At 64.8% G+C, this 19,468-nt stretch carries 21 protein-coding genes and 1 riboswitch; of the genes, 3 read left to right on the top strand and 18 right to left on the bottom strand.

Annotated elements, in window-relative coordinates; translation table 11 throughout:
- Window positions 1-38: 38 nt before the first annotated feature.
- Window positions 39-1,085, bottom strand: coding sequence for an N-acetyl-gamma-glutamyl-phosphate reductase (argC, locus tag V6M39_RS04695; RefSeq protein ID WP_332642563.1), 1,047 nt, complete (start codon window positions 1,083-1,085; stop codon window positions 39-41).
- Between the two features lie 41 nt (window positions 1,086-1,126).
- Window positions 1,127-2,575: an argininosuccinate synthase gene (argG, locus tag V6M39_RS04690; RefSeq protein ID WP_332642562.1), complete on the bottom strand. Its 1,449-nt coding sequence runs from the start codon at window positions 2,573-2,575 to the stop codon at window positions 1,127-1,129.
- 95 nt (window positions 2,576-2,670) lie between these two features.
- Between argG and V6M39_RS04685 the strand changes: the two genes are divergently transcribed.
- Together V6M39_RS04685 and V6M39_RS04680 are read left to right on the top strand one after the other, a co-directional pair.
- Entirely contained in the window at window positions 2,671-4,476 is a 1,806-nt protein-coding gene (locus V6M39_RS04685) for a DUF2207 domain-containing protein (RefSeq protein WP_332642561.1), read from the top strand.
- Between the two features lie 34 nt (window positions 4,477-4,510).
- Window positions 4,511-5,071: a LemA family protein gene (locus V6M39_RS04680; RefSeq protein ID WP_332642560.1), complete on the top strand. Its 561-nt coding sequence runs from the start codon at window positions 4,511-4,513 to the stop codon at window positions 5,069-5,071.
- A 9-nt stretch (window positions 5,072-5,080) separates the two neighbouring features.
- Here the strand turns inward: V6M39_RS04680 and pheT are convergent, their stop codons facing one another.
- The 8 genes from pheT to V6M39_RS04640 all read right to left on the bottom strand — a co-directional run bounded on the left by pheT (window position 5,081) and on the right by V6M39_RS04640 (window position 12,732).
- Window positions 5,081-7,552, bottom strand: a complete 2,472-nt coding sequence (gene pheT, locus V6M39_RS04675) for a phenylalanine--tRNA ligase subunit beta (RefSeq protein ID WP_332642559.1) — start codon at window positions 7,550-7,552, stop codon at window positions 5,081-5,083.
- Between the two features lie 115 nt (window positions 7,553-7,667).
- Entirely contained in the window at window positions 7,668-8,771 is a 1,104-nt protein-coding gene (pheS, locus tag V6M39_RS04670; protein WP_332642558.1) for a phenylalanine--tRNA ligase subunit alpha, read from the bottom strand.
- Between the two features lie 58 nt (window positions 8,772-8,829).
- Window positions 8,830-9,867 carry a sensor histidine kinase gene (locus tag V6M39_RS04665; RefSeq protein WP_332642556.1) on the bottom strand — a complete coding sequence of 346 codons (1,038 nt, stop codon included), beginning with the start codon at window positions 9,865-9,867 and terminating at the stop codon, window positions 8,830-8,832.
- Between the two features lie 63 nt (window positions 9,868-9,930).
- Window positions 9,931-10,737 carry a TrmH family RNA methyltransferase gene (locus tag V6M39_RS04660; RefSeq protein WP_332642555.1) on the bottom strand — a complete coding sequence of 269 codons (807 nt, stop codon included), beginning with the start codon at window positions 10,735-10,737 and terminating at the stop codon, window positions 9,931-9,933.
- Between the two features lie 37 nt (window positions 10,738-10,774).
- On the bottom strand, window positions 10,775-11,167 hold the full coding sequence (rplT, locus tag V6M39_RS04655) for a 50S ribosomal protein L20 (protein ID WP_332642554.1): 393 nt from the start codon (window positions 11,165-11,167) through the stop codon (window positions 10,775-10,777).
- A 43-nt stretch (window positions 11,168-11,210) separates the two neighbouring features.
- Window positions 11,211-11,405, bottom strand: coding sequence for a 50S ribosomal protein L35 (gene rpmI, locus V6M39_RS04650; RefSeq protein WP_332642552.1), 195 nt, complete (start codon window positions 11,403-11,405; stop codon window positions 11,211-11,213).
- A complete protein-coding gene (infC, locus tag V6M39_RS04645) occupies window positions 11,406-12,113 on the bottom strand; it encodes a translation initiation factor IF-3 (RefSeq protein ID WP_332642551.1) in 708 nt (235 codons plus the stop codon).
- Between the two features lie 211 nt (window positions 12,114-12,324).
- Entirely contained in the window at window positions 12,325-12,732 is a 408-nt protein-coding gene (locus V6M39_RS04640; protein ID WP_332642550.1) for a hypothetical protein, read from the bottom strand.
- A 124-nt stretch (window positions 12,733-12,856) separates the two neighbouring features.
- On the opposite strand from V6M39_RS04640, the gene V6M39_RS04635 reads away from it, so the two are divergent.
- Window positions 12,857-13,870 (top strand): hypothetical protein, encoded by a 1,014-nt coding sequence (locus V6M39_RS04635; protein WP_332642549.1) that lies wholly within the window; start codon window positions 12,857-12,859, stop codon window positions 13,868-13,870.
- A 1-nt stretch (window position 13,871) separates the two neighbouring features.
- On the opposite strand, the gene V6M39_RS04630 is transcribed toward V6M39_RS04635, so the two are convergent.
- The 8 genes from V6M39_RS04630 to ribD form a co-directional block, all read right to left on the bottom strand.
- Window positions 13,872-14,333, bottom strand: a complete 462-nt coding sequence (locus V6M39_RS04630) for an SseB family protein (protein ID WP_332642548.1) — start codon at window positions 14,331-14,333, stop codon at window positions 13,872-13,874.
- Window positions 14,330-14,743: a PH domain-containing protein gene (locus V6M39_RS04625; protein WP_332642547.1), complete on the bottom strand. Its 414-nt coding sequence runs from the start codon at window positions 14,741-14,743 to the stop codon at window positions 14,330-14,332. The genes V6M39_RS04630 and V6M39_RS04625 overlap by 4 nt, the downstream gene beginning before the upstream one ends.
- The gene (gene hisG, locus V6M39_RS04620; protein WP_332642546.1) at window positions 14,731-15,576 is read right to left on the bottom strand and encodes an ATP phosphoribosyltransferase; all 846 of its coding nucleotides are present in this window, start codon (window positions 15,574-15,576) and stop codon (window positions 14,731-14,733) included. The genes V6M39_RS04625 and hisG overlap by 13 nt, the downstream gene beginning before the upstream one ends.
- 65 nt (window positions 15,577-15,641) lie before the next feature.
- Entirely contained in the window at window positions 15,642-15,905 is a 264-nt protein-coding gene (locus V6M39_RS04615; protein WP_332642545.1) for a phosphoribosyl-ATP diphosphatase, read from the bottom strand.
- An 11-nt stretch (window positions 15,906-15,916) separates the two neighbouring features.
- Window positions 15,917-16,399 (bottom strand): 6,7-dimethyl-8-ribityllumazine synthase, encoded by a 483-nt coding sequence (gene ribH / locus V6M39_RS04610; protein WP_332642544.1) that lies wholly within the window; start codon window positions 16,397-16,399, stop codon window positions 15,917-15,919.
- On the bottom strand, window positions 16,396-17,628 hold the full coding sequence (locus V6M39_RS04605; protein ID WP_332642543.1) for a bifunctional 3,4-dihydroxy-2-butanone-4-phosphate synthase/GTP cyclohydrolase II: 1,233 nt from the start codon (window positions 17,626-17,628) through the stop codon (window positions 16,396-16,398). Before V6M39_RS04605 ends, ribH begins: the two co-directional genes overlap by 4 nt.
- Window positions 17,625-18,242, bottom strand: coding sequence for a riboflavin synthase (locus V6M39_RS04600; RefSeq protein ID WP_332642542.1), 618 nt, complete (start codon window positions 18,240-18,242; stop codon window positions 17,625-17,627). Before V6M39_RS04600 ends, V6M39_RS04605 begins: the two co-directional genes overlap by 4 nt.
- A complete protein-coding gene (gene ribD, locus V6M39_RS04595) occupies window positions 18,242-19,279 on the bottom strand; it encodes a bifunctional diaminohydroxyphosphoribosylaminopyrimidine deaminase/5-amino-6-(5-phosphoribosylamino)uracil reductase RibD (protein ID WP_332642541.1) in 1,038 nt (345 codons plus the stop codon). The genes V6M39_RS04600 and ribD overlap by 1 nt, the downstream gene beginning before the upstream one ends.
- A 78-nt stretch (window positions 19,280-19,357) precedes the next feature.
- A riboswitch (FMN riboswitch) is annotated at window positions 19,358-19,468 on the bottom strand. This riboswitch is flagged as partial in the annotation.

Raw genomic sequence — 19,468 nt, 5'->3', positions numbered from 1 at the left:
CGGTAGTGGTCCTGGGGGGAACCCCAGCTGGCGCTCGCTCATGGCGCTACTCCGATGGTCGAGAGGCCCGTGGTCTCTTCGAGTCCCAAGGCGAGGTTCATGGACTGGATCGCACCGCCGGCAGTTCCTTTGACCAAGTTGTCAATGGCGGAAACCGCCACGAGCCGGTTGGCGCGGGCGTCGATCGCTACCTGGATCTGAGCCGTATTGGCACCCAGAGTTGCCGCGGTCGTCGGCCAATGCCCCTCAGGAAGCAGACGGATGAACGCCTCGTCGCCATAGACCCCGTCGTACGCCGCCCTGACCGCGTCGATGTCGACGCCCGGCGCGAGCCGAGCGGTCGTCGTTGCCAGTATTCCGCGCGCCATCGGCACCAACGTCGGCGTGAACGAGATGGTGACCTCATCGGCCCCTGCTAGGCGCAGGTTCTGCATGATCTCGGGTACGTGTCGGTGAACACCACCGACTCCGTACGGAGTCGCCGATCCCAGGCCCTCGGATGCAAGGAGGTGCGTCTTGGGAGCCTTGCCCGCACCGGAGAAGCCGTTGGCGAGAACTGCGACGAGGTCCGTTGACTCCACCAGCCCTGCCGCGATTGCGGGCTGGATGCCGAGCGTGATCGCGGTGACGTTGCAGCCCGGGACGGCGATGCGGTTCACACCCTTGAGGTTGTCCCGCTGAAGACCATCGCCGACGATCAGCTCAGGCAGGCCGTAGGGCCAGGTCCCGGCGTGCTCGCCGCCGTAGAACTCGGTCCATTCCTCCGCTGACTGCAGCCGGAAATCTGCGCCACAGTCGATCACGAGTACGTCGTCGCCCAGCTCCGCCGCGACTGCGCCGGACTGGCCGTGTGGCAGGCCGAGGAACACGACGTCGTGACCAGCCAGGGTCTCGGCCGTCGTGGGCTCGAGAATGCGGTCGGCCAAAGGCGCAAGGTGAGGGTGGTGCTGCCCGAGAGGCGTACCGGCACTCGTTGCCGCTGTCAGTGCACCGATCTCGACATCGGGATGCGCCAGCAGCAAGCGCAGCACCTCGCCTCCGGCGTACCCGCTGGCGCCGGCTACGGCTGCGGTGATCGTTGTCATCTCTCCACCTTTGCAGAAATGTCTTCAGGGACGTGCACTGATCAGTCGGTGCCGAACTCCATGGCGGCGGCGTCGAGCGCGTGCTCGTCCATGTCATCGGCATCGTCTTCGACCAGGACCGGGTTGGCCTCGATCCGCGTGGCGCCACCTGCAGGCAACTCGCCGAACAGGGTGCCGTTCTCGACCAGGACCTGGCCCTGATCGAGCGGCTGCTGTGCGTAGAGCTCAAGCATGGCGCGCGAGTCGGCGATGTCGAGGTTGCGCATCGTCAGCTGACCGATGCGGTCTGTCGGACCGAACACCGCGTTCTCCGTCCGCTCCATCGAAAGCTTTTCGGGGTGATAGGAGAAGTTGGGGCCCTGCGTGTCGAGGATCGAGTAGTCCTCACCACGACGCAGCCTGATCGTCACGTCTCCGCTGACGACCGAGGCAATCCACCGCTGGACGGACTCGCGCAGCATCATCGCCTGCGGGTCGAGCCACCGTCCCTCGTACATCAGTCGTCCGAGCCGGCGACCGTGCTGGTGGAAGTTGGCGATCGTGTCCTCGTTGTGGATCGCGTTGACGAGCCGTTCGTACGCGATGTGCAGCAAAGCCATGCCAGGAGCTTCATAGATGCCCCTGCTCTTGGCTTCGATGATGCGGTTCTCGATCTGATCCGACATGCCGAGGCCATGGCGACCACCTATCGTGTTGGCCTCGTGCACGAGAGCTACTGGGTCTCCCCCGAAGGTCGCACCATTGATCGCGACCGGACGGCCAGCCTCGAACGTGATCGTCACGTCCTCGGTGGCGATCTCGACTGCCGGATCCCAGAACTTGACGCCCATGATCGGCTCAACCGACTCGAGTGACGTGTCCAGGTGCTCCAACGTCTTCGCCTCGTGCGTCGCACCCCAGATGTTGGCGTCTGTCGAGTAGGCCTTCTCCTGGCTGTCCCTGTAAGGGAGATCGCGCTCAGTCAGCCACTGGCTCATCTCGTGACGGCCGCCCAGCTCAGCGACGAACTCAGCGTCAAGCCACGGCTTGTAGATCAGCAGCTCAGGGTTGGCCAGAAGGCCGTACCGATAGAACCGCTCGATGTCGTTGCCCTTGAAGGTCGAGCCATCGCCCCAGATGTTGACGTTGTCCTCATGCATCGCCCGGACCAGAAGGGTGCCGGTGACGGCACGGCCGAGCGGGGTCGTGTTGAAGTACGTCCTGCCGGCCGAGCGGATGTGGAACGCGCCGCAGGCGAGTGCGGCCAAGCCCTCGTCGACGAGCGGCCGCTTGCAGTCGATCGACCGCGCGAGCTCGGCGCCGTACTCCATGGCGCGACCCGGGATGCCTGAGATGTCCGGCTCGTCGTACTGACCGATGTCAGCCGTGTAGGTGCAGGGCACGGCGCCCTTGTCGCGCATCCAGGCGACAGCAACGGACGTGTCGAGGCCGCCTGAAAAGGCGATGCCGACGCGTTCGCCGACGGGAAGATGAGTGAGAACCTTGGACATGCCTCACATTCTTGCACACTCCTGCAATTTCTTGCATGTCGGGTCTGGCATGAATACTTCCCGCGGGCGCGCCGTGCGCCCCTAGGATGCAGTTCATGAAGCGGACTGCGCTGCGCATTCTTGCGTTGCTCCTGACCGCGGGGGTCTTGGTGATCCCCGTGCTCGCCGGCATGATCCCCAGCACCACCACCACCTCGCCTGATCCCGTGACGATCACCCACTACAAGGCTGACTACGTCGTGAGTGCAGACGGAACACTGGCTGCCAAGGAAGTCATCCAGGCGGATTTCCCGTCCGGTCGCCACGGCATCTTCAGGTTCTGGGACCTTGCTGATCCGACTGACTCCAACGTCCGGCTGACCCCCGAGGACATCAAGGTCTCGCTCGATGGCCAGTCGGTGCCCAACGAGCTGCAATGGCAGAACGGTCGTCGCTACCGGGTCGCCAAGATCGGGGACCCCGACAGCTACGTGTCACCCGGCATCCACGAGTACACGATCACGTACACGATCAAGGGCGCACTCTCACCGACATCGGCCAACCCCGGCGAGTTCGCCTCCTCGAGCTGGACCGACAAGCAGAAGGCCCAGTCGGTGTTCAACTGGAATGTCGTCGCACCTGGTTGGCAGATGGACATCCAGAAGTCGACGATCCACATCACGCTGCCCAAGCCTTCGGGCAAGGTCCAGTGCACCTCCAGCTTTGACGGCACGGGACCGTGCACGATCGAAGGTGCCGGCACGGATCGCGTCACGATCAGCACCGGGCCGCTCGCACCGCGCACGCCCGTGACAGTCCGCATCGGCCTTCCAGTTGCCACCCCGGACCGCGTCACCGTGCCGTGGCCCATCGCGTACGACCGAGTGCTCGGTCGAAGTGTCCCCGTTGTCGCGACGCTTCTGGGCCTTGCGCTGGCCGCGATGGCCATCGGGTACGGACTCGATCGCAAGTCGCGCGAGCCCGAGCCCGGCTACCCCGTGATGTATGAGCCGCCGAACGGACTCGGCCCGGTCCAGACCGCGTACATCACCGACGAGGCGGTTCCGTCGCGAGCTCTCGTCGCGACCTTGCTCTACCAAGCCGAGCAGGGACTGACCAAGCTCACCGAGAACGGCAGCAAGTCGTGGACCATCACCGGCATCGGCGACGAGAAGGCATGGGCTGCAACAGATGACGTGACCCGCTTCGTGGGTGCGGGACTCGGTGTCACCAGCCCCGGAGGCACGTTCAAGTCCTCCCCCTCCTCGGTCTCGTCAGGCCAAACCCTGCAAACCGTGAAAGGCGGAATCGACGGCGCCACCGCAGCGTGGGCAGCCGGCATCGGAGCCTCCAAGACGTCCACCTCCGAATGGCTTGCCCGTGTCGCGGTGGTCGTCTCTGCCATCGCGACTGCCGCGATGGTGATCTTCATCCAGCCTCCGGTGACCCTGTACGTCCTTCCGCTCGCCGCATTCGTCATCGGTGGCATCGGACTACTCACGCGAGGTGTCGGCCAGCGCCGTACGACGCTCGGACGCGAGCTGTGGTCCCGGGCCGGAGGGTTTGAGCGCATGCTGTCGACTGACTCGTCCAAGACGAGGTTCGACTTCAGCGGCAAGAAGGATCTCTACACCTCGTTCATCCCGTACGCCGTCGCCTTTGACTGCGCAGATCGCTGGGCCAAGAAGTACGAGGTCGCCACGGGTTCGGCTGCACCGACGCCCGTCTGGTACTCCTCCACGGACTCCGGCTCCGGTGGCCTGGGCTTCTTCGGCAACCACGACGCCTACTCCGGATTTGAGTCCTCGTTGTCCTCTTCCATCAGCGCTTACGCAGCCACCCAGTCCTCCAGCAGCAGCGGAGGCGGCGGCGGTGGTGGCGGAGGCGGCGGCGGTGGAGGTGGCGGCGGCGGCTCCTGGTAACCCCAACCTTTCCGAACCTGACTGAAGGAGAACCATGTCTACCCTCTGGATCATCGTGGCGATCGTCGCCGTACTCGCCTTGTTCACCGTCTACGCATTCAACAAGCTGCGGCGCACCGACATCAGCGCGCAGGAGGCACTCGGCGGAATCGACGTCCAGCTGACCCGTCGTGCCGACCTGATTCCGAACCTCGTCAACACCGTCAAGGGATACGCCCAGCACGAGAAGGGCGTGTTTGAGGCCGTTACGGAAGCCCGCGCCGGTGTGGCCAAGGCAGCCAAGGACGGCTCACCCGCCGACAAGGCAGCGGCGGACGCCAAGCTCAGCAAAGCCATCATCGACGTGCTCGCTGTCGCCGAGGCATACCCGGAGCTCCAGGCGTCTGCCAACTTCCAATCGCTTCAGACCGAGCTTGCCGAGACCGAGAACAAGCTCTCGTTCGCGCGCCAGTTCTACAACGATGCGGTCGCCAAGCTGAACGGTTTGGTCAAGACGATCCCGTGGCTGTTCTTCACCGGCATCGCCGGTGTCTCGGCTCGCGAGTTCTACGACGCGCCTGAAGGGCAGGCCGCTCCCCCGACTGTCACGTTCTGAACGAAGCGCCTAAGTACGCAGGGTTGCGCCCGCGGCTGCTGCGGCTTGAATCGCAGCGTCGCGGGCCGACTTGATCTCGTCGTCGGTCAACGTACGATCCGGGGCACGAAGGCGCAGAGCGAACGCCAGTGACTTCTTGCCCTCCGGCAGCTGGTCACCTTCGTAGACGTCGAACAGGCGTACTGATTCGATCAGTTCGCTCGCGCCCTCAAGTGCGTGCTGAAGCGTGGCAGCAGGTACGTCGACGTCGACGGTGAATGCGAGGTCTTCCTTCGCCACCGGGAACGTCGAGAAGTCGGGGCGCGGGCCCACTCGCGGCGCTACGGCGATGAGGGCGTCCAGGTCGATCTCGGCACCAACCACGCGTGGAGGAAGCCCGTACGCCTTGAGGACCCGCGGATGAATCTCGCCAGCGTGACCGATGATTGCGCCGTCGACGACGAACGCTGCGCATCGTCCCGGGTGCCACGGCATGTGCTGTGCCTGCTCGACCGAGAGGTCCACGTGCAGGGCGTCAGCGATGTGTTGGACGACCGCGACAGCGTCGCTCCATGTCGCTGCTCGACCGGCGCCGGTCCAACCGCCTCGCTCGCGTGCTCCTGACATCAAGAACGCGACGTGCTGAGGCTGATCCGGCAGCGCGTCGTACAGGGCAGCAAGCTGCTCGTCCGACGGGCGCGCGTCGACGCCGTAGATGGGCGCCTTGCCATGGCCGCGTGGGATGAACACCCGGCCGGTCTCGACGATGCTGACGTCCGTATGACCTCGGCCGATGTTGAGCACGAGCGCCTTGAACAGGCCCGTGAGGAGCGTTGTCGTCATACCGGGCTCTTCGGCCGACAGCGGGTTGGCGAGCAGCACCTGCGTGCGTCGCGCGTCGTCAGCCGCGAGCCCAAGCCTGTCCCAGTCGGCCGAACCGGCGAACGGGAACGTCTTGACCTCGATCAGTCCTTCACCCGCGAGAACCATGCCGACACGTCGACGGATGACTTGCGAGGTGGTGAGTCCGCGACCGGCGGGAGCTTCAGGCAGCACCGAGGGCACTTTGTCGTATCCGACAACGCGCAGGACCTCCTCGACCATGTCGTAGGGGTCATTGATGTCGAAACGCCAGCTCGGCGGCGTGGCGGTGACCGTGTCGTGATCGAGTGCGACGTCGATCGCGTTGCCCTCGAGAGCAGACACCACCGTTGCGGCGTCGATGTCCACACCTGACACGCGACCGGGCAGCTCGACGCTCATCGTGACGGCAGCGCGCTTGGGTGCAGTTCCGACCACAGTCAGGCCTGTGTCGATCGTTCCGCCGCCATGCTCAACGAGCAGCTCTGCGACACGTTGGGTCGCGCGCGCGGGTAGTTCGGGGTCGACGCCACGCTCGTAGCGCTTGGATGCTTCGGACGGAAGCTTGTGCCGGCGAACCGTACGAGCCGTGGCCACCTGGTTCCAGTGCGCCGCCTCGACGAGGACTTCAGTCGACGTCTCGGAGAGCTCGGTGTCCTCGCCTCCCATCACGCCGGCCAGACCGATGGCACCGCGGTCGTCACAGACCACGGTGTCCTCGACCGACAAGGTCCGCGCTACTCCGTCGAGCGTGGTGAGCTTCTCGCCCTTCTTGGCGGTGCGTACGATGATGTCGCCCTGGAGCTTGGCGAGGTCGTAGCCATGGATCGGGTGGCCGAGCTCAATCATCACGTAGTTGGTGACGTCAACGGCCAGCGAGATCGACCGCATACCGGCCTGCTCGATGCGTTGAGCCATCCACCGCGGCGTCGGGCGAGTGGGGTCAAATCCCTTGACGATGCGCGCGGCAAAGACCGGGCAGCGTTCGGAGTCTTCGACCTTGACCGGGTAGCCCTCACTCGTGGACGGAACGTCAATGTCTGCCGGATCGGAGAAGTCGAGCCCGTAGGCGAGCGCCGTGTCGCGAGCGACTCCACGCATCGACAACGCGTAGGCGCGATCGGGGTTGACCTCGAGGTCGAGCACTTCTGCGCCGAGACCGAGCAGCTCGATCGCATCGTCGCCGACCTCAGCTGTGCCCGGCTCGACGACGATGATGCCGCTGGCATCGCCCGCGAGGCCTAGCTCAGCACTGGAGCAGATCATGCCGTCGGACACGTGCCCGTACGTCTTGCGTGCGGCGATCGCGAAACCACCGGGCAGCACGGCCCCGGGTAGCGACACGATGACCAGGTCGCCTTCGACGAAGTTGTGGGCGCCACAGACGATTCCCCGACCGCCCTCAGCGTCGTTGTGATCTGGACCGACATCGACGCGGCACCAGTTGATCGTCTTGCCGTTCTTCTGCTCTTCCTTCTCAAGCGTGAGAACGCGACCGACGACGAGTGGACCGACGACCGAGTCGCCGATGATCTCTTCGAGCTTGAGGTCGAATGCCGTGAGACGTGCGGCGAGCTGCTCGGTCGTCACGTCAGTGGGTACAGCCACGATCTCTCGCAGCCAGGAAACGGGAACCCTCACGGCCGCAACCCCGTTTCAGAGGTGCGGAGACAATACGGGGCCACGGCCGCGATGCATTGATGGTTCACGCCCCCTACTCGCAGGGCTCGTGGGGGGACCCCCAGCTGGCGCTCGCTCACAGCTCGACTCCGAACGGCTCGGTGAAGCGGATGTCGCCGTCGAATACATCGCGCAGATCGGCGATGTCGTAGCGAGAGGTGATCGTACGGTCGAGTCCGATCCCGAAGGCGAAGCCCGAGTAGCGCTCCGGATCGACACCACAGGCGATCAGAACACGCGGGTTGACGACTCCGCACCCACCCCATTCGACCCAGCCTTCGCCCTTGCACGTACGGCAAGCCGCGACCGCGTCCGGCTCGTTGTGGCAGACGTAGCAAAGCAGATCCATCTCGGCGCTCGGCTCGGTGAACGGGAAGTACGAGGGGCGGAACCGCGTCGTCATACCGTCGCCGTAGATCGCTTGGGCGAGATGATCGAGGGTGCCCTTGAGGTGCGCCATGGACAGTCCCTCGTCGATTGCCAGACCCTCGAGCTGGTGGAAGACCGGCGAGTGGGTGGCATCGAGCTCATCGGTCCGGAAGACGCGTCCGGGGCACACGATGTAGATCGGGGGTTCACGGGTCAGCATCGTGCGCGCCTGCACGGGTGACGTGTGCGTACGGAGAACCATCGCGGCGGACTCGGGGCTCACCCAGAACGTGTCCTGCATCGTTCGAGCCGGGTGGTCGGGTCCAAGGTTGAGAGCGTCGAAGTTGAGCCACTCGGCCTCGACCTCCGGCCCTTCGCCGACTTCCCAACCCATCGCGACAAAGATGTCGGCGACGTGTTCCTGGATCGTGGTGATGGGGTGCCTCGCGCCGAATGGCCGAAGATCCACCGGAAGCGTGACATCGACGGCCTCGGTCACGAGAGCGACTTCCTCGGCCGCGGTCTCAAGTTCGGCGGTCTTGGCCGCGAGCGCCTGGTTGATTGCGCCGCGAGCTTCGCCGACGCGCTGTCCGGCTTCCTTGCGAGCCTGCGGCTGCAGCGCGCCGATCTCACGGTTGGCAAGAGCCAGCGGTGATCGGTCACCCGCGTGGTCTATGCGTACTTGCTTGATCGACTCGATGGAGTCGGCATCCGCAATCGCCGCCAACGCCTCGTCGCGCATGCGCGTGACCTCGTCAGCCCGCAACGGGGTGACTTCGACGGGGTCGTACTCGGAGTTGGGCGCGGACATGCCGACCTTTCGCGTGGGGTGGTGCGGTCGACTTTATCGGTCGGCAGGTGTGCCGTGATCAGTCGGTCAGCGCGTCGGGCTCATTGATCGGGAACCATGCACTGATGTCGGCGCCGCCACCATCGGCATCGGTGATCTCGACCTGTCCCCCGTGCTCCAGCACGATGCCTCGAACGATGTACATGCCGAGGCCGCTGCCGGCGCCTGGACCCGATCGCCAGAAGCGGCTGAACACCCTCTGACGCATCTCCTCGGGGATGCCTGGGCCCTGGTCAACGACGTGGAGGGCCACTCCGTCCTCGCCAGACACCCGAGCGTTCATGACCGACACCTGCCTCAGCCCGAATCCATGACGCAACGCGTTCTCGACCAAGTTCGTGACGACCTGCGACATACGATCGCTGTCGCCCCAGATCAGGTCGAGGTTCTCGCCGATGCTGACCTCGAACGGCGGGGTCGATCCGCCGGAAACGTTGCGCAGGACGTGACGTACGACTTCGTCGAGCTTGACCGGACCACGCTTGAGCGTGAGTCTGCCTGCGTCGATTCGGGCGGCGTCGAGCAGCTCAGTGATGAGCCTGCTCAGCCGGTCGGCATCCGCATCAACCGTCTCGAGCATGAACTGGCGCTGTTCCTCGGAGAATTTGTCCCATTTGGTCAGCAGCGTCGAGGTGAATCCCTTGATGCCAGTCAGCGGTGAGCGAAGCTCGTGCGCGACGGTGGCGACGAGGTCAGACCGCTCGCGATCACGCTGGTTGCGGACGCGAGCGTTGCGGATGCTCACGACCACCTGCTTCACAGGTCCGCCAGGCTTTTCCCGCAGCATCGACGCCGTGATCAGGTACTCGCTGCCCTTGGGAGACCACCACGACTGCTCGGAGATGCGCGTTCGCGTAGCAAGGCCTTCGTACGGCTTGGTGGAGTCGTACCAAGAGTTGCCGTTGAGGTCATCGAACGGAACGGCTTCACGCAGGTGCATGCCGATCATCTCGTCGCCCTCAGCCCGAGCCATGACCCTGACCCGGTGGTTGACATACTCAACGGCGCCGTCGGGTCCGGCAATGATGATGCCGTCCGGGAAGTCGTCGAGGTCCATGGATGGTGAATCTAGTACCAACGAACTACTTCGTACGACATCGGCGGCCCGATCGCGGTCGTGTCAGGCGCGAGCTTGGGCTGTGGCATAGAGGCACACAGCTGCGGCAGTGGCGAGGTTGAGGCTCTCTGCCTTGCCGTAGATCGGCACGGCGACCACCTGGTCGGCGGCGCTCTGCACCTCCGCCGGGAGTCCCCATGCTTCGTTGCCCATCAGCCAGGCAGTCGGAGCCGAGAGGTCGAGCTCGGCGTCGTACAGGCCGACTACTCCCCCGCCGTCAGCCGCCAGAACCTGAAGCCCGGCACCCTGCAGTCGCACGATGACTGCGGACAGGTCCTTGTCGATCACGATCGGCAGGTGGAACAGGCTGCCGACGGTCGCGCGCACTGACTTGGGGTTGTATGGGTCGACACTGTCGCCCCCGAAGACCACGCCGTCTGCGCCCGCTGCGTCAGCCACGCGAATCACGGCACCGGCGTTGCCAGGGTCGCGGATGTGGGCGCAGACGACAAGAAACGTCGGCTTGGTCGCCAAGAGCTCGTCAAGGGTCTGATCGATCGCGATGCAGCGGGCGACGACGCCCTGCGGCTGGACCGTATCGGCGATTGCCTCGACCACGTCGTCAGTGACAACGTTCCACGCAACGCCAGCAGCCTCGGCCTTTGCGTGAAGGTCCGCGTGCTGATCAGTTGCCGTCGAGGTGGCGAACACCTCGAGGGTTGCACCCTCGATGTCGAGCGCCTCGCGTACGGCTTGCGGTCCCTCGGCGAGGAATTCGCCGGAGGACTCGCGGAACGCACGAGTGGCGAGCCGCCTGGCGTACTTCACACGTCCGGATCGGACGGTGAGCTCACCAGGCAGGCTCGCCACTTGTTTTGAACGAACGCCGTGTGGGGAGGAACCGCGGTCAGGCCGCGGCGCCATCCTTCGGCGCGTTGACGTCGGCCGGGATGTTGTCCTTCGCCAGCTGCACCAGCGCCGAGAACGACGCGGGATCGTTGACAGCCATGTCGGCGAGGATCTTGCGGTCAACCTCGACACCAGCGGCCTTGATGCCCTGGATGAAGCGGTTGTAGGTCAGACCTTCAGCGCGGACGGCAGCGTTGATGCGCTGGATCCAGAGACGACGGAAGTCGCCCTTCTTGGCCTTGCGGTCACGGTAGTTGTAGACGAGCGAGTGTGTGACCTGCTCCTTGGCCTTACGGTAGAGCCGCGAACGCTGACCGCGGTAGCCCGCAGCGCGCTCCAGTGTCTGGCGGCGCTTCTTCTGTGCATTGACAGAGCGCTTGACGCGTGCCATCTCAGTTCTCCTTCAGATCTTCGGAATGTCGGGGGTGGCGCGGTCAGAGACCGAGCATCTTCTTCACGCGCGGGACGTCAGCCTTGGAGACGTCGGTCGTGCCTTCGAGGCGACGCTTGCGCGAGGACGACTTGACCTCGAGCAGGTGACGACGGTTGGTCTGCTCGCGACGGAGCTTTCCGCTGCCCGTCAGCTTGACGCGCTTCTTCATCCCCGAGTGGGGCTTGAACTTCGGCATTTATGCCTCCATGTCTGGGTCGAGGTTCTCTGAACGACGACGTGGCTTCTTGGGTGTTGCGACCTTCTTGGCGGCTTCGCGGTGTGCCTTGTCGGCGGCCTCGTCGGCCTCCTTCTCAGCAGCCTTCACGCCCATGGACTTGACCTTCTCGGCCTTGACCTCTGCCTGGGCTTCGGACTTCTTCTTGTGCGGGCCGAGCACCATCGTCATGTTGCGACCGTCCTGGCGGGCGTTCGACTCGATGAAACCGAGCTCCTCGACATCGCCAGCGAGCCGCTGCAAGAGCCGGTAACCCAGCTCGGGGCGGTGCTGCTCGCGACCGCGGAACATGATGGTGATCTTGACCTTGTCGCCGGCCTTGAGGAATCGGACGACGTGACCCTTTTTGGTGTCGTAGTCGTGCTGATCAATCTTGGGACGCAGCTTCATCTCTTTGATGATGGTGTGCGTCTGGTTGCGGCGGGACTCGCGTTCCTTTTGTGCCGTCTCGTACTTGAACTTGCCGTAGTCCATGAGTCGGCAAACGGGAGGACGAGCTGTCGGAGCAACCTCAACGAGATCGAGATCGGCTTCAGCAGCCAGTCGCAGGGCATCTTCGATACGTACGATGCCTACCTGTTCACCGCCAGGACCGACGAGGCGAACTTCTGGAACGCGGATTCGGTCGTTGACGCGCAGCTCTGTGGTGATGGATCCTCCTGAGATCATGTGAGAGGCCATCAAAAAATGGCCCCCGTAAGAAACGAAGGCCACCGGTGGCGTATCCCGTATTTGGAACACGCCGTCGGCCAGTCATGTGGACGCAGATCCGGAGACCTACATACTTCTGTCTGGCGTAACCCCAAGGTCTTGTGACCAAGCAGGTGGGAGGTGGACCTCCACTTCGTCCTCAAGGATATCAGCGGAGGCGTTTTGACACCTAATTCAGTCGGCGAGCCCTCCGCCACGAGAGCGTCGGCGAGGCGAAAACGCACCCTGCGATGAGGATCGTGCCGAACACAATGAGCGCGAACACGCCAGGCGACTGATCCTCAACTGACTGGACGAGATCCCCGCCTCCGATTCCCACACCGAGCAACGTCACCGGGAAGGTCAGCGCAGCGGCGAGCGCGAGTGCGGTGCGCGGTCGGCCAGTCAGCAGCCCACCCCACGCCCCGCCAAGCGCCGCGAGCACAAAGAAGCTGACGATCCCTGCCGTCGCGCCAACCGTGAACTCCGGCTCGTCACCCTCGACGATCGTGATCAGGCGCATGATCAGCCGGGCGACTACGCCGAGCGCCACGCCGATCAGCACAGCCCAAGCGGACGCCACCAGGAATCGCTTCATGGGCCAGAGCGTGACAGTCACCCGTACGGCGGTCAATCAGCTCGCGAATACCGAAAAGGAACTGTTTGCACAGACGAAACATGGCTGACGTCGAGCGGTAAGACCCAGCAGTCACTCTGGACACATGATGTGGCGAGTGCGGACGACCTTCGTGGATCGGCCAGGGATTCTGGCCGAGACGGCGCTGGCCTGTGGTGCCGCCGACGTCAACATCCTCGGCATGCAGGTCTTCGCCATGGGCGAGCGAGTGACGGACGTATTTGTCGTCAGTGCTCCCGAGGGCTGGACCGACCTCGACATCGCCCACCTGTTCGAAAGTGCTGGCGGTTCGCAGGTCTCAGTGACTCGTGTGGATCAGGGCGCAACGGTCGACTCGGCCACGCGCTACCTGCAGGGGGTGCGCGAGGTGCTCGAGGACGGGCGCGACGTCGCGGACGTGCTTGCAGAACTCCTCGAGACGGAGCCACCAGATGTAGCGGACTACGCGGGTCATGATGTCCTCGAGCTCCCCCGACGCAACGGTGCAGCGCTGAGCATCAGCAGAGCTGGCCCGTTCACGCCGATCGAGAAGGGTCGTGCTCAGGCATTCCTCGCTCTCACCCGCGGGGCGGCAGGCGCCACCGCTCGAGTAACCACGTTGCCGAGCTCCCAGGTGCCCGTCGTACGCCAGGCGTCATTGTCGGACGTGGAAGCGGTCGTCGGGCTCCACGATCGGTGTAGCGACAAGACCCTGTTCGATCGCTATCAGGTCCCGCTGCAGCTACCCATGACCGCACGAATGACTCGCCGACTCGTCGCACCAGACAACGGAGTGGCTCTCGTGGTCCAGCAAGGGAGTGAAGTGGTTGCGCACGGTCTGCTCGAGGAGCTCGAGGGCATCTGGACGTTCCGGCTGCTGATCCAGGACACCCACATCGGGGGCAACCTCGAGACACTTCTGGTGCGCCGCGCCGCGAGCCACGCCAGAGACAGCGGCGCGGAACGACTGACCCTGATCACTGCAGAGTCGAATGACAAGTTGCTTCGCGCCGTGGGGAACGCCGGATTCATGGCTCGGATCGAACGCCGCGATGGCAGCGTGCACATCTCAGTCCCGCTTGGCTCAATGCCACTGGGCGCTGTCCATACGAGCGGCTGAGTCAGTCCACGAGCCAGACGCTGCCGGCAGCCGAGCGGACCAACACGTGGCCTGCTGCTAGGTGCTCGACGTCCACGGTTTCGACGACCGTGAACGACGGGCTCCCCAGATCGAGCAGCAGCGCGCTGGCTTCCTCGGCGAGAGTTGCGCGGGCCGCGTCTCGCCCGGTGACGGGTACGGGCCTCGCCTGCGCATCCCAGGCGGCCATCGTCTGCACGCTGCTGAACGCAAGCAATGCCGTACGACCGTCAGCGCCGGTCATCAGCACCGCCGCCATGTCGGCGTTCTTGTCACCGTCGGCCGGAACCTCGCCAAGGAGAGGGATGATCGGAACGAAGATTCGTGCCTCCGCGAATGCCTCGATCACCGCCAGATCGTCGCCAAGCGCCGGGGCCAGGAGCGGGTCCGTCAGCCCGTCGTCATCTGGGAACGCCGGCGCAGCGAGATCGCGCTCATGACTCATTGGACCCACCCGCGGAGGTAGGTCATGGCCTCTTTGGCGTATGGGCCGTCGGATCGCTGGATCGCAAAGAGGATGACGCGCTCGTCGTCGCCGTAAACCATCGTCGGCCAAGGTGCGCCTTCGTTCATCGCGAAGCCCTTGATGTCCGCCCATGGCACGAACCGACGCCTGTAGCCGTTGATGACCTCCACACCGTCACCGGTCACCCGTACGACGCTGCGCCCGACCGCGTGCAGCAAGGCAAGCACCGTGATCAGGATTGCGGCAAGGGTTGCCAGCTCGAACGGCGTGAACGTGACGTACGACGGCAGCGCGACCCCGATGATCGCGGTGAGCACGACCAGGATGACCGAGACGCCGTACGCAACGATGCGCGAGCCGCCAGGTCTGAACGTCCTCAGATCCGGCACGCCAGGATGTCCGTGACGAGGATTCCGCGTGCACCGAGCTCGTACAGCCCGTCCATGACGCGCTGGGCGGAGTCGCGCGGCACCATCGAGCGCACGGCGACCCACCCTTCGCGATGAAGCGGAGACACGGTCGGCGACTCGATGCCGGGGGTCAGCTCGACAGCACGCTCAACCTGCTCGACGCGGATGTCGTAGTCCATCATCACGTACGTGCGCGCGACGATGACGCCATCGAGACGACGCTTGAACACGTCGAAACCGTCCGGATTGGGCGTGTCCTGGCGGGTGATGAGCACTGCCTCGGACGACAGGATCGGCTCGCCGAACACCTCCAGGTCGGCCTGACGCAGCGTGCTGCCGGTCTCTACGACGTCGGCGATGGCATCGGCGACACCCAGGCGCACGGACGACTCCACGGCACCATCGAGGCGTACGACTTCGGCCTCGATGCCGCGCTCGGCGAGGTACGCACCAACGATGCCTTCGTACGAGGTGGCGATGCGCGTGCCGGCGAGGTCGTCAACCGAGCTCATCTTGCCGATCGGCGCAGCGAAACGGAACGTCGAGGCGCCGAATCCGAGCGCGACATCTTCGGTTGCATGTGCGCCGGAATCGAGCAGCAGGTCACGTCCGGTGATTCCGACGTCGAGCGTGCCCTCACCTACGTAGATCGCGATGTCGCGAGGACGCAGGTAGAAGAACTCGACGTCGTTGTCGGGGTCGAGGGTGACGAGGTCTTTTGCATTGCGGCGCTGCCGGTAGCCAGCTTCGGCCAGCATCTGGCTGGCGGCTTCGGCAAGGGCGCCCTTGTTGGGTACGGCGATCTTGAGCATCAGTTTCTCTTCTCAGGGTTCTGTGACGGAGTCGGAGGCACGGATGACCGCATTGCGGCCAGCCGTCACAGATGCGCGTAGACGTCGTCGAGGGTGATTCCGGAGGCGATCATCATGACCTGGGCGTGGTAGAGCAGCTGGCTGAGTTCTTCGGCGGCCCGCTCGGCACCTTCGTGCTCGGCGGCCATCCAGGCTTCGGCTGCTTCTTCGACGAGCTTCTTGCCGATCGCGTGCACGCCGGCATCGAGCTCGGCGACAGTGCGCGAGCCCTCAGGGCGGCTGGCTGCCTTGTCGGACAACTCAGCGAATAGATCGTCGAAGGTCTTCATCGCCCCGAAGTCTATCCGCGCGGTGTCGACAGGGTGCGCAGGACGTTCCAGGTGGACAACGCGGCTTCTGTTGCCTCGCGTCCCTTGTCCTCGCGACTGTCGGGCAGACCGGCACGATCCAGAGCTTGAGCCTCGTCGTCGGTGGTCAGCAAGCCGAACCCGATCGGCACGCCCGTGTCGAGGGCAACACGGTTGAGTCCGTCGGTCGCCGCCGCACATACGTAGTCGAAGTGCGGGGTGCCGCCACGAATGATGACGCCGAGCGCAACGACCGCGTCGTAGCCCGCGCGGGCGTAGGCCTGACACAGGATCGGCAGCTCGAACGAGCCGGGCGCACGTACGAGAGTCACGTCCGTGACGCGGGAGTCCGCCAATGCGCGCTGTGCACCTGCGATCAGGCCATCCATGATCTCCGTGTGCCAGCTCGATGCGATGACAGCGACACGTGCACCTGTTGCGTCGACCGAGAGGTCCGGCGCTCCTGCCCCGCTCATTCTGAGTCTCCGAGTCCGGGCAGGTCGTGGCCCATGCGCTCGGCCTTCGTCTGCAGGTAACGCAGGCTGTCCTCGGTCGGAGCAACCACCAGCGGCAGCCGCTCGGTGACCTTGACTCCATATGCCTCGAGTGCCGTCGTCTTGTCAGGGTTGTTGGTCAGCAGTCGTACTGACGTGATTCCCAGATCGCGGAGGATCTGGGCGCCAGCGGCGTAGTCGCGCTCGTCCTCGCCGAACCCGAGGTCGAGGTTGGCGTCAACCGTGTCGCGCCCGCTGTCCTGCAGGGCGTACGCCTGCAGCTTGTGAAGCAGACCGATACCGCGACCTTCGTGGCCTCGCAGGTAGACGACGATGCCTGCTCCGGCAGCGGTGACCTCAGTCATCGACAGCTCGAGCTGAGGGCCACAGTCGCAGCGACGCGATCCGAAGACGTCACCCGTGAGGCACTCGGAGTGGATACGGGTGAGCACGTCCTGCGTACCGGGGTCCCCGAACACCAGCGCAATGTGCTCAGCACCATCGATCTGGTCGCGGAAACCGTACGCCGTGAACTCACCAAACTCGGTGGGCAGGCGCGTCGTGGCGAGGCGCTTGACCTGGGTCTCGTGCAAGCGTCGGAACACCTGCAGGTCCTCGATCGACACGAGTGCCAGACCGTGCTCGTCTGCGAACTCACGCAAGGCCGGTGCGCGCATCAGCGTGCCATCGTCGTGCAGCACCTCACCGATGACGCCAGCCGGGGTGAGCCCGGCGAGGCGGGTGAAGTCGACAGCAGCCTCGGTGTGACCTCCACGCTCGAGCACTCCCCCGTCCTTCGCGCGCAACGGGAGGATGTGACCCGGCTGGTTGAGCTCGAACGGCTCGGTTGCAGAGTCGGCGAGCACCCGGCACGTACGGGCTCGGTCGGCGGCCGAGATGCCGGTGGTGATGCCGTCGCGTGCGTCGATCGAGATGGTGTACGCCGTGCGCATCATCTCGCGGTTGTGCGGGGTCATCAGCGGGATCGAGAGTCGGTCAAGGATCTCGCCGGTGGTCGGCGCACAGATCAGCCCGCTCGAGTAGCGCACCAGGAACGCCATCAGCTCCGGCGTGGCCTTGCTCGCGGCGAAGATGATGTCGCCTTCGTTCTCACGGCCTTCGTCGTCGACAACGATGATCGCCTTGCCGTCACGGATGTCCGCGATCGCGCGCTCGATGCTGTCAAGGCGAACGTTCGCATGTTCAGTCATGATGTTGCTCCTTCTGCACGAACACCCAGCAGGCGCTCGACGTACTTGGCGAGGATGTCGACCTCGAGATTGACCCGGTCGCCGGGTGACTTGGTGCCGAGAGTGGTGTCGGCGAGGGTGGTCGGGATGAGCGACACCGAGAACCACGGTTCAGCGGCGTCGACAACCTCGACGACTGTCAGCGACGTGCCGTCCACGGTGATCGAGCCCTTGTCGACGAGGTACTTGGCCAACGTGGGCGGCAGGGCAATCCGTACGACCTCCCAGTGCTCGCTGGGTGTGCGATCGAGGATCGTGCCGGTGCCGTCGACGTGACCCTGCACGATGTGGCCGCCGAGGCGCGCGCCGGACTGCGTCGCGCGCTCGAGGTTGACCTCGTCGCCAACCGCCAGGTCGCCGAGCGACGTCTTGTCGAGCGATTCCTGCATGACGTCTGCGGCGAACGTGTCGCCGTCCTGGGCCATCACGGTCAGGCAGCAGCCGTTGATCGCGATCGAGTCGCCGTGCTTGGCGTCGGAGGTCACGAGCGGTCCACGAATAGTGATCCGTACGGAGTCGCCGAGCTCCTCGACGGCCGTGATCGTGCCCTTCTCCTCCACGAGTCCGGTGAACATCAGTCAAAGTCCTCTCGCTGCATACGTCCGGGCGTTCCGATCATGCGAATGTCAGGACCGACCATCGTGAGGTCGTCGATCGTGATGGGCCGCAGGTCGGCCAAGGTTGTGGCCTCGCCCTCGAGCGCTGCTCGGCCAGAGCCCAACATGGCTGGGGCGATGTAGCCGATGATGCGGTCGATGACGCCGGCGTTCCAGAACGCACCCGCCAGGCGCGGTCCGCCCTCCAGCCAGATGTGTCGGATGTTGTTCTCGACGAGCTTCTGCATGACGACCTCGGGGTCGCGTGACTGGATCAACAGCGTCGGGGCAACCCGGTCGAACACGCGGTAGTAGTTGGGGATCTTCGTCTCGCCGACGACGACGCGTAGCGGCTGTCGGTCGAACGGCAGAGGAAGGTCTTTCGCATCGCGCACTGTGAGGCGCGGGTCGTCAGCGATGACGGCGCCCGTACCGGCCACGATGGCGTCGGCTTCAGCACGGAACACCTGCACGTCACGGCGAGCTTCTTCGCTGGTGATCCACTTGCTGGTGCCGTCAGGAGCAGCGCTGAGACCGTCGAGGGTCGCGGCGTACTTCCACGTCACGAACGGGCGGCCCGCCGTCATCGCGAACGTCCACTCCTCGTTGAGGTCAGTGGCTTCGGCAGCCAACGGTCCCGACTCGACGTCGATACCTGCGGCCTTGAGCGTCTTGGCGCCGCCCGAGGCCGTACGGTTCGGGTCAATCTGCGCGAACACCACGCGGGCGACTCCAGCCTTGATCAGCGCCTTGGTGCACGGTCCCGTGGTGCCCGTGTGGTTGCACGGTTCGAGAGTCACTACGGCGGTGGCGCCACGAGCTGCCTCGCCTGCCTGCTGGAGCGCGTCCACCTCGGCGTGCGGTGTGCCCGCACCGTGATGAGCGCCAACTGCCAACTCCTTGCCGTCCGGGCTCAGCAGTACGCACCCGACGCGCGGATTGGGCAGCGTACGAACGGTAGCTCGAGCGGCGTCGAGTGCACGACGCATCGCGCTGATCTCGATGTCGGTGGCCATTCATCCTCCGGATTCGTGTGCTCACGCATTCCGGGGTTGCTTGGTCACCCAAGCGGCCACAGCGCACAGCGCTGCGACATCGTGCGCCTCTCATCCGGACTTTCACCGTCGGTGCCGGAATTTCACCGGCTCAACCGTTGCCTCACCGAAGTGTGGCCGCGGGTCGCGGACTATAACCGCCGGTTCGGA

This window comes from Aeromicrobium sp. (assembly GCF_036675695.1).
Taxonomy (GTDB): Bacteria; Actinomycetota; Actinomycetes; order Propionibacteriales; family Nocardioidaceae; genus Aeromicrobium.
Note: the sequence above shows the minus strand (reverse complement) of the source record. Positions and strands in the feature narration are given on the sequence as shown.

Excerpts from the sequence above, each read along its gene's own strand:
- argC (WP_332642563.1), bottom strand. The coding sequence starts at position 1,085 with ATGACAACGATCACCGCAGCCGTAGCCGGCGCCAGCGGGTACGCCGGA.
- argG (WP_332642562.1), bottom strand. The coding sequence starts at position 2,575 with ATGTCCAAGGTTCTCACTCATCTTCCCGTCGGCGAACGCGTCGGCATC.
- V6M39_RS04685 (WP_332642561.1), top strand. The coding sequence starts at position 2,671 with ATGAAGCGGACTGCGCTGCGCATTCTTGCGTTGCTCCTGACCGCGGGG.
- V6M39_RS04680 (WP_332642560.1), top strand. The coding sequence starts at position 4,511 with ATGTCTACCCTCTGGATCATCGTGGCGATCGTCGCCGTACTCGCCTTG.
- pheS (WP_332642558.1), bottom strand. The coding sequence starts at position 8,771 with ATGTCCGCGCCCAACTCCGAGTACGACCCCGTCGAAGTCACCCCGTTG.
- V6M39_RS04665 (WP_332642556.1), bottom strand. The coding sequence starts at position 9,867 with ATGGACCTCGACGACTTCCCGGACGGCATCATCATTGCCGGACCCGAC.
- rplT (WP_332642554.1), bottom strand. The coding sequence starts at position 11,167 with ATGGCACGCGTCAAGCGCTCTGTCAATGCACAGAAGAAGCGCCGCCAG.
- rpmI (WP_332642552.1), bottom strand. The coding sequence starts at position 11,405 with ATGCCGAAGTTCAAGCCCCACTCGGGGATGAAGAAGCGCGTCAAGCTG.
- infC (WP_332642551.1), bottom strand. The coding sequence starts at position 12,113 with ATGATCTCAGGAGGATCCATCACCACAGAGCTGCGCGTCAACGACCGA.
- V6M39_RS04640 (WP_332642550.1), bottom strand. The coding sequence starts at position 12,732 with ATGAAGCGATTCCTGGTGGCGTCCGCTTGGGCTGTGCTGATCGGCGTG.
- V6M39_RS04635 (WP_332642549.1), top strand. The coding sequence starts at position 12,857 with ATGATGTGGCGAGTGCGGACGACCTTCGTGGATCGGCCAGGGATTCTG.
- V6M39_RS04630 (WP_332642548.1), bottom strand. The coding sequence starts at position 14,333 with ATGAGTCATGAGCGCGATCTCGCTGCGCCGGCGTTCCCAGATGACGAC.
- hisG (WP_332642546.1), bottom strand. The coding sequence starts at position 15,576 with ATGCTCAAGATCGCCGTACCCAACAAGGGCGCCCTTGCCGAAGCCGCC.
- V6M39_RS04615 (WP_332642545.1), bottom strand. The coding sequence starts at position 15,905 with ATGAAGACCTTCGACGATCTATTCGCTGAGTTGTCCGACAAGGCAGCC.
- ribH (WP_332642544.1), bottom strand. The coding sequence starts at position 16,399 with ATGAGCGGGGCAGGAGCGCCGGACCTCTCGGTCGACGCAACAGGTGCA.
- V6M39_RS04605 (WP_332642543.1), bottom strand. The coding sequence starts at position 17,628 with ATGACTGAACATGCGAACGTTCGCCTTGACAGCATCGAGCGCGCGATC.
- V6M39_RS04600 (WP_332642542.1), bottom strand. The coding sequence starts at position 18,242 with ATGTTCACCGGACTCGTGGAGGAGAAGGGCACGATCACGGCCGTCGAG.
- ribD (WP_332642541.1), bottom strand. The coding sequence starts at position 19,279 with ATGGCCACCGACATCGAGATCAGCGCGATGCGTCGTGCACTCGACGCC.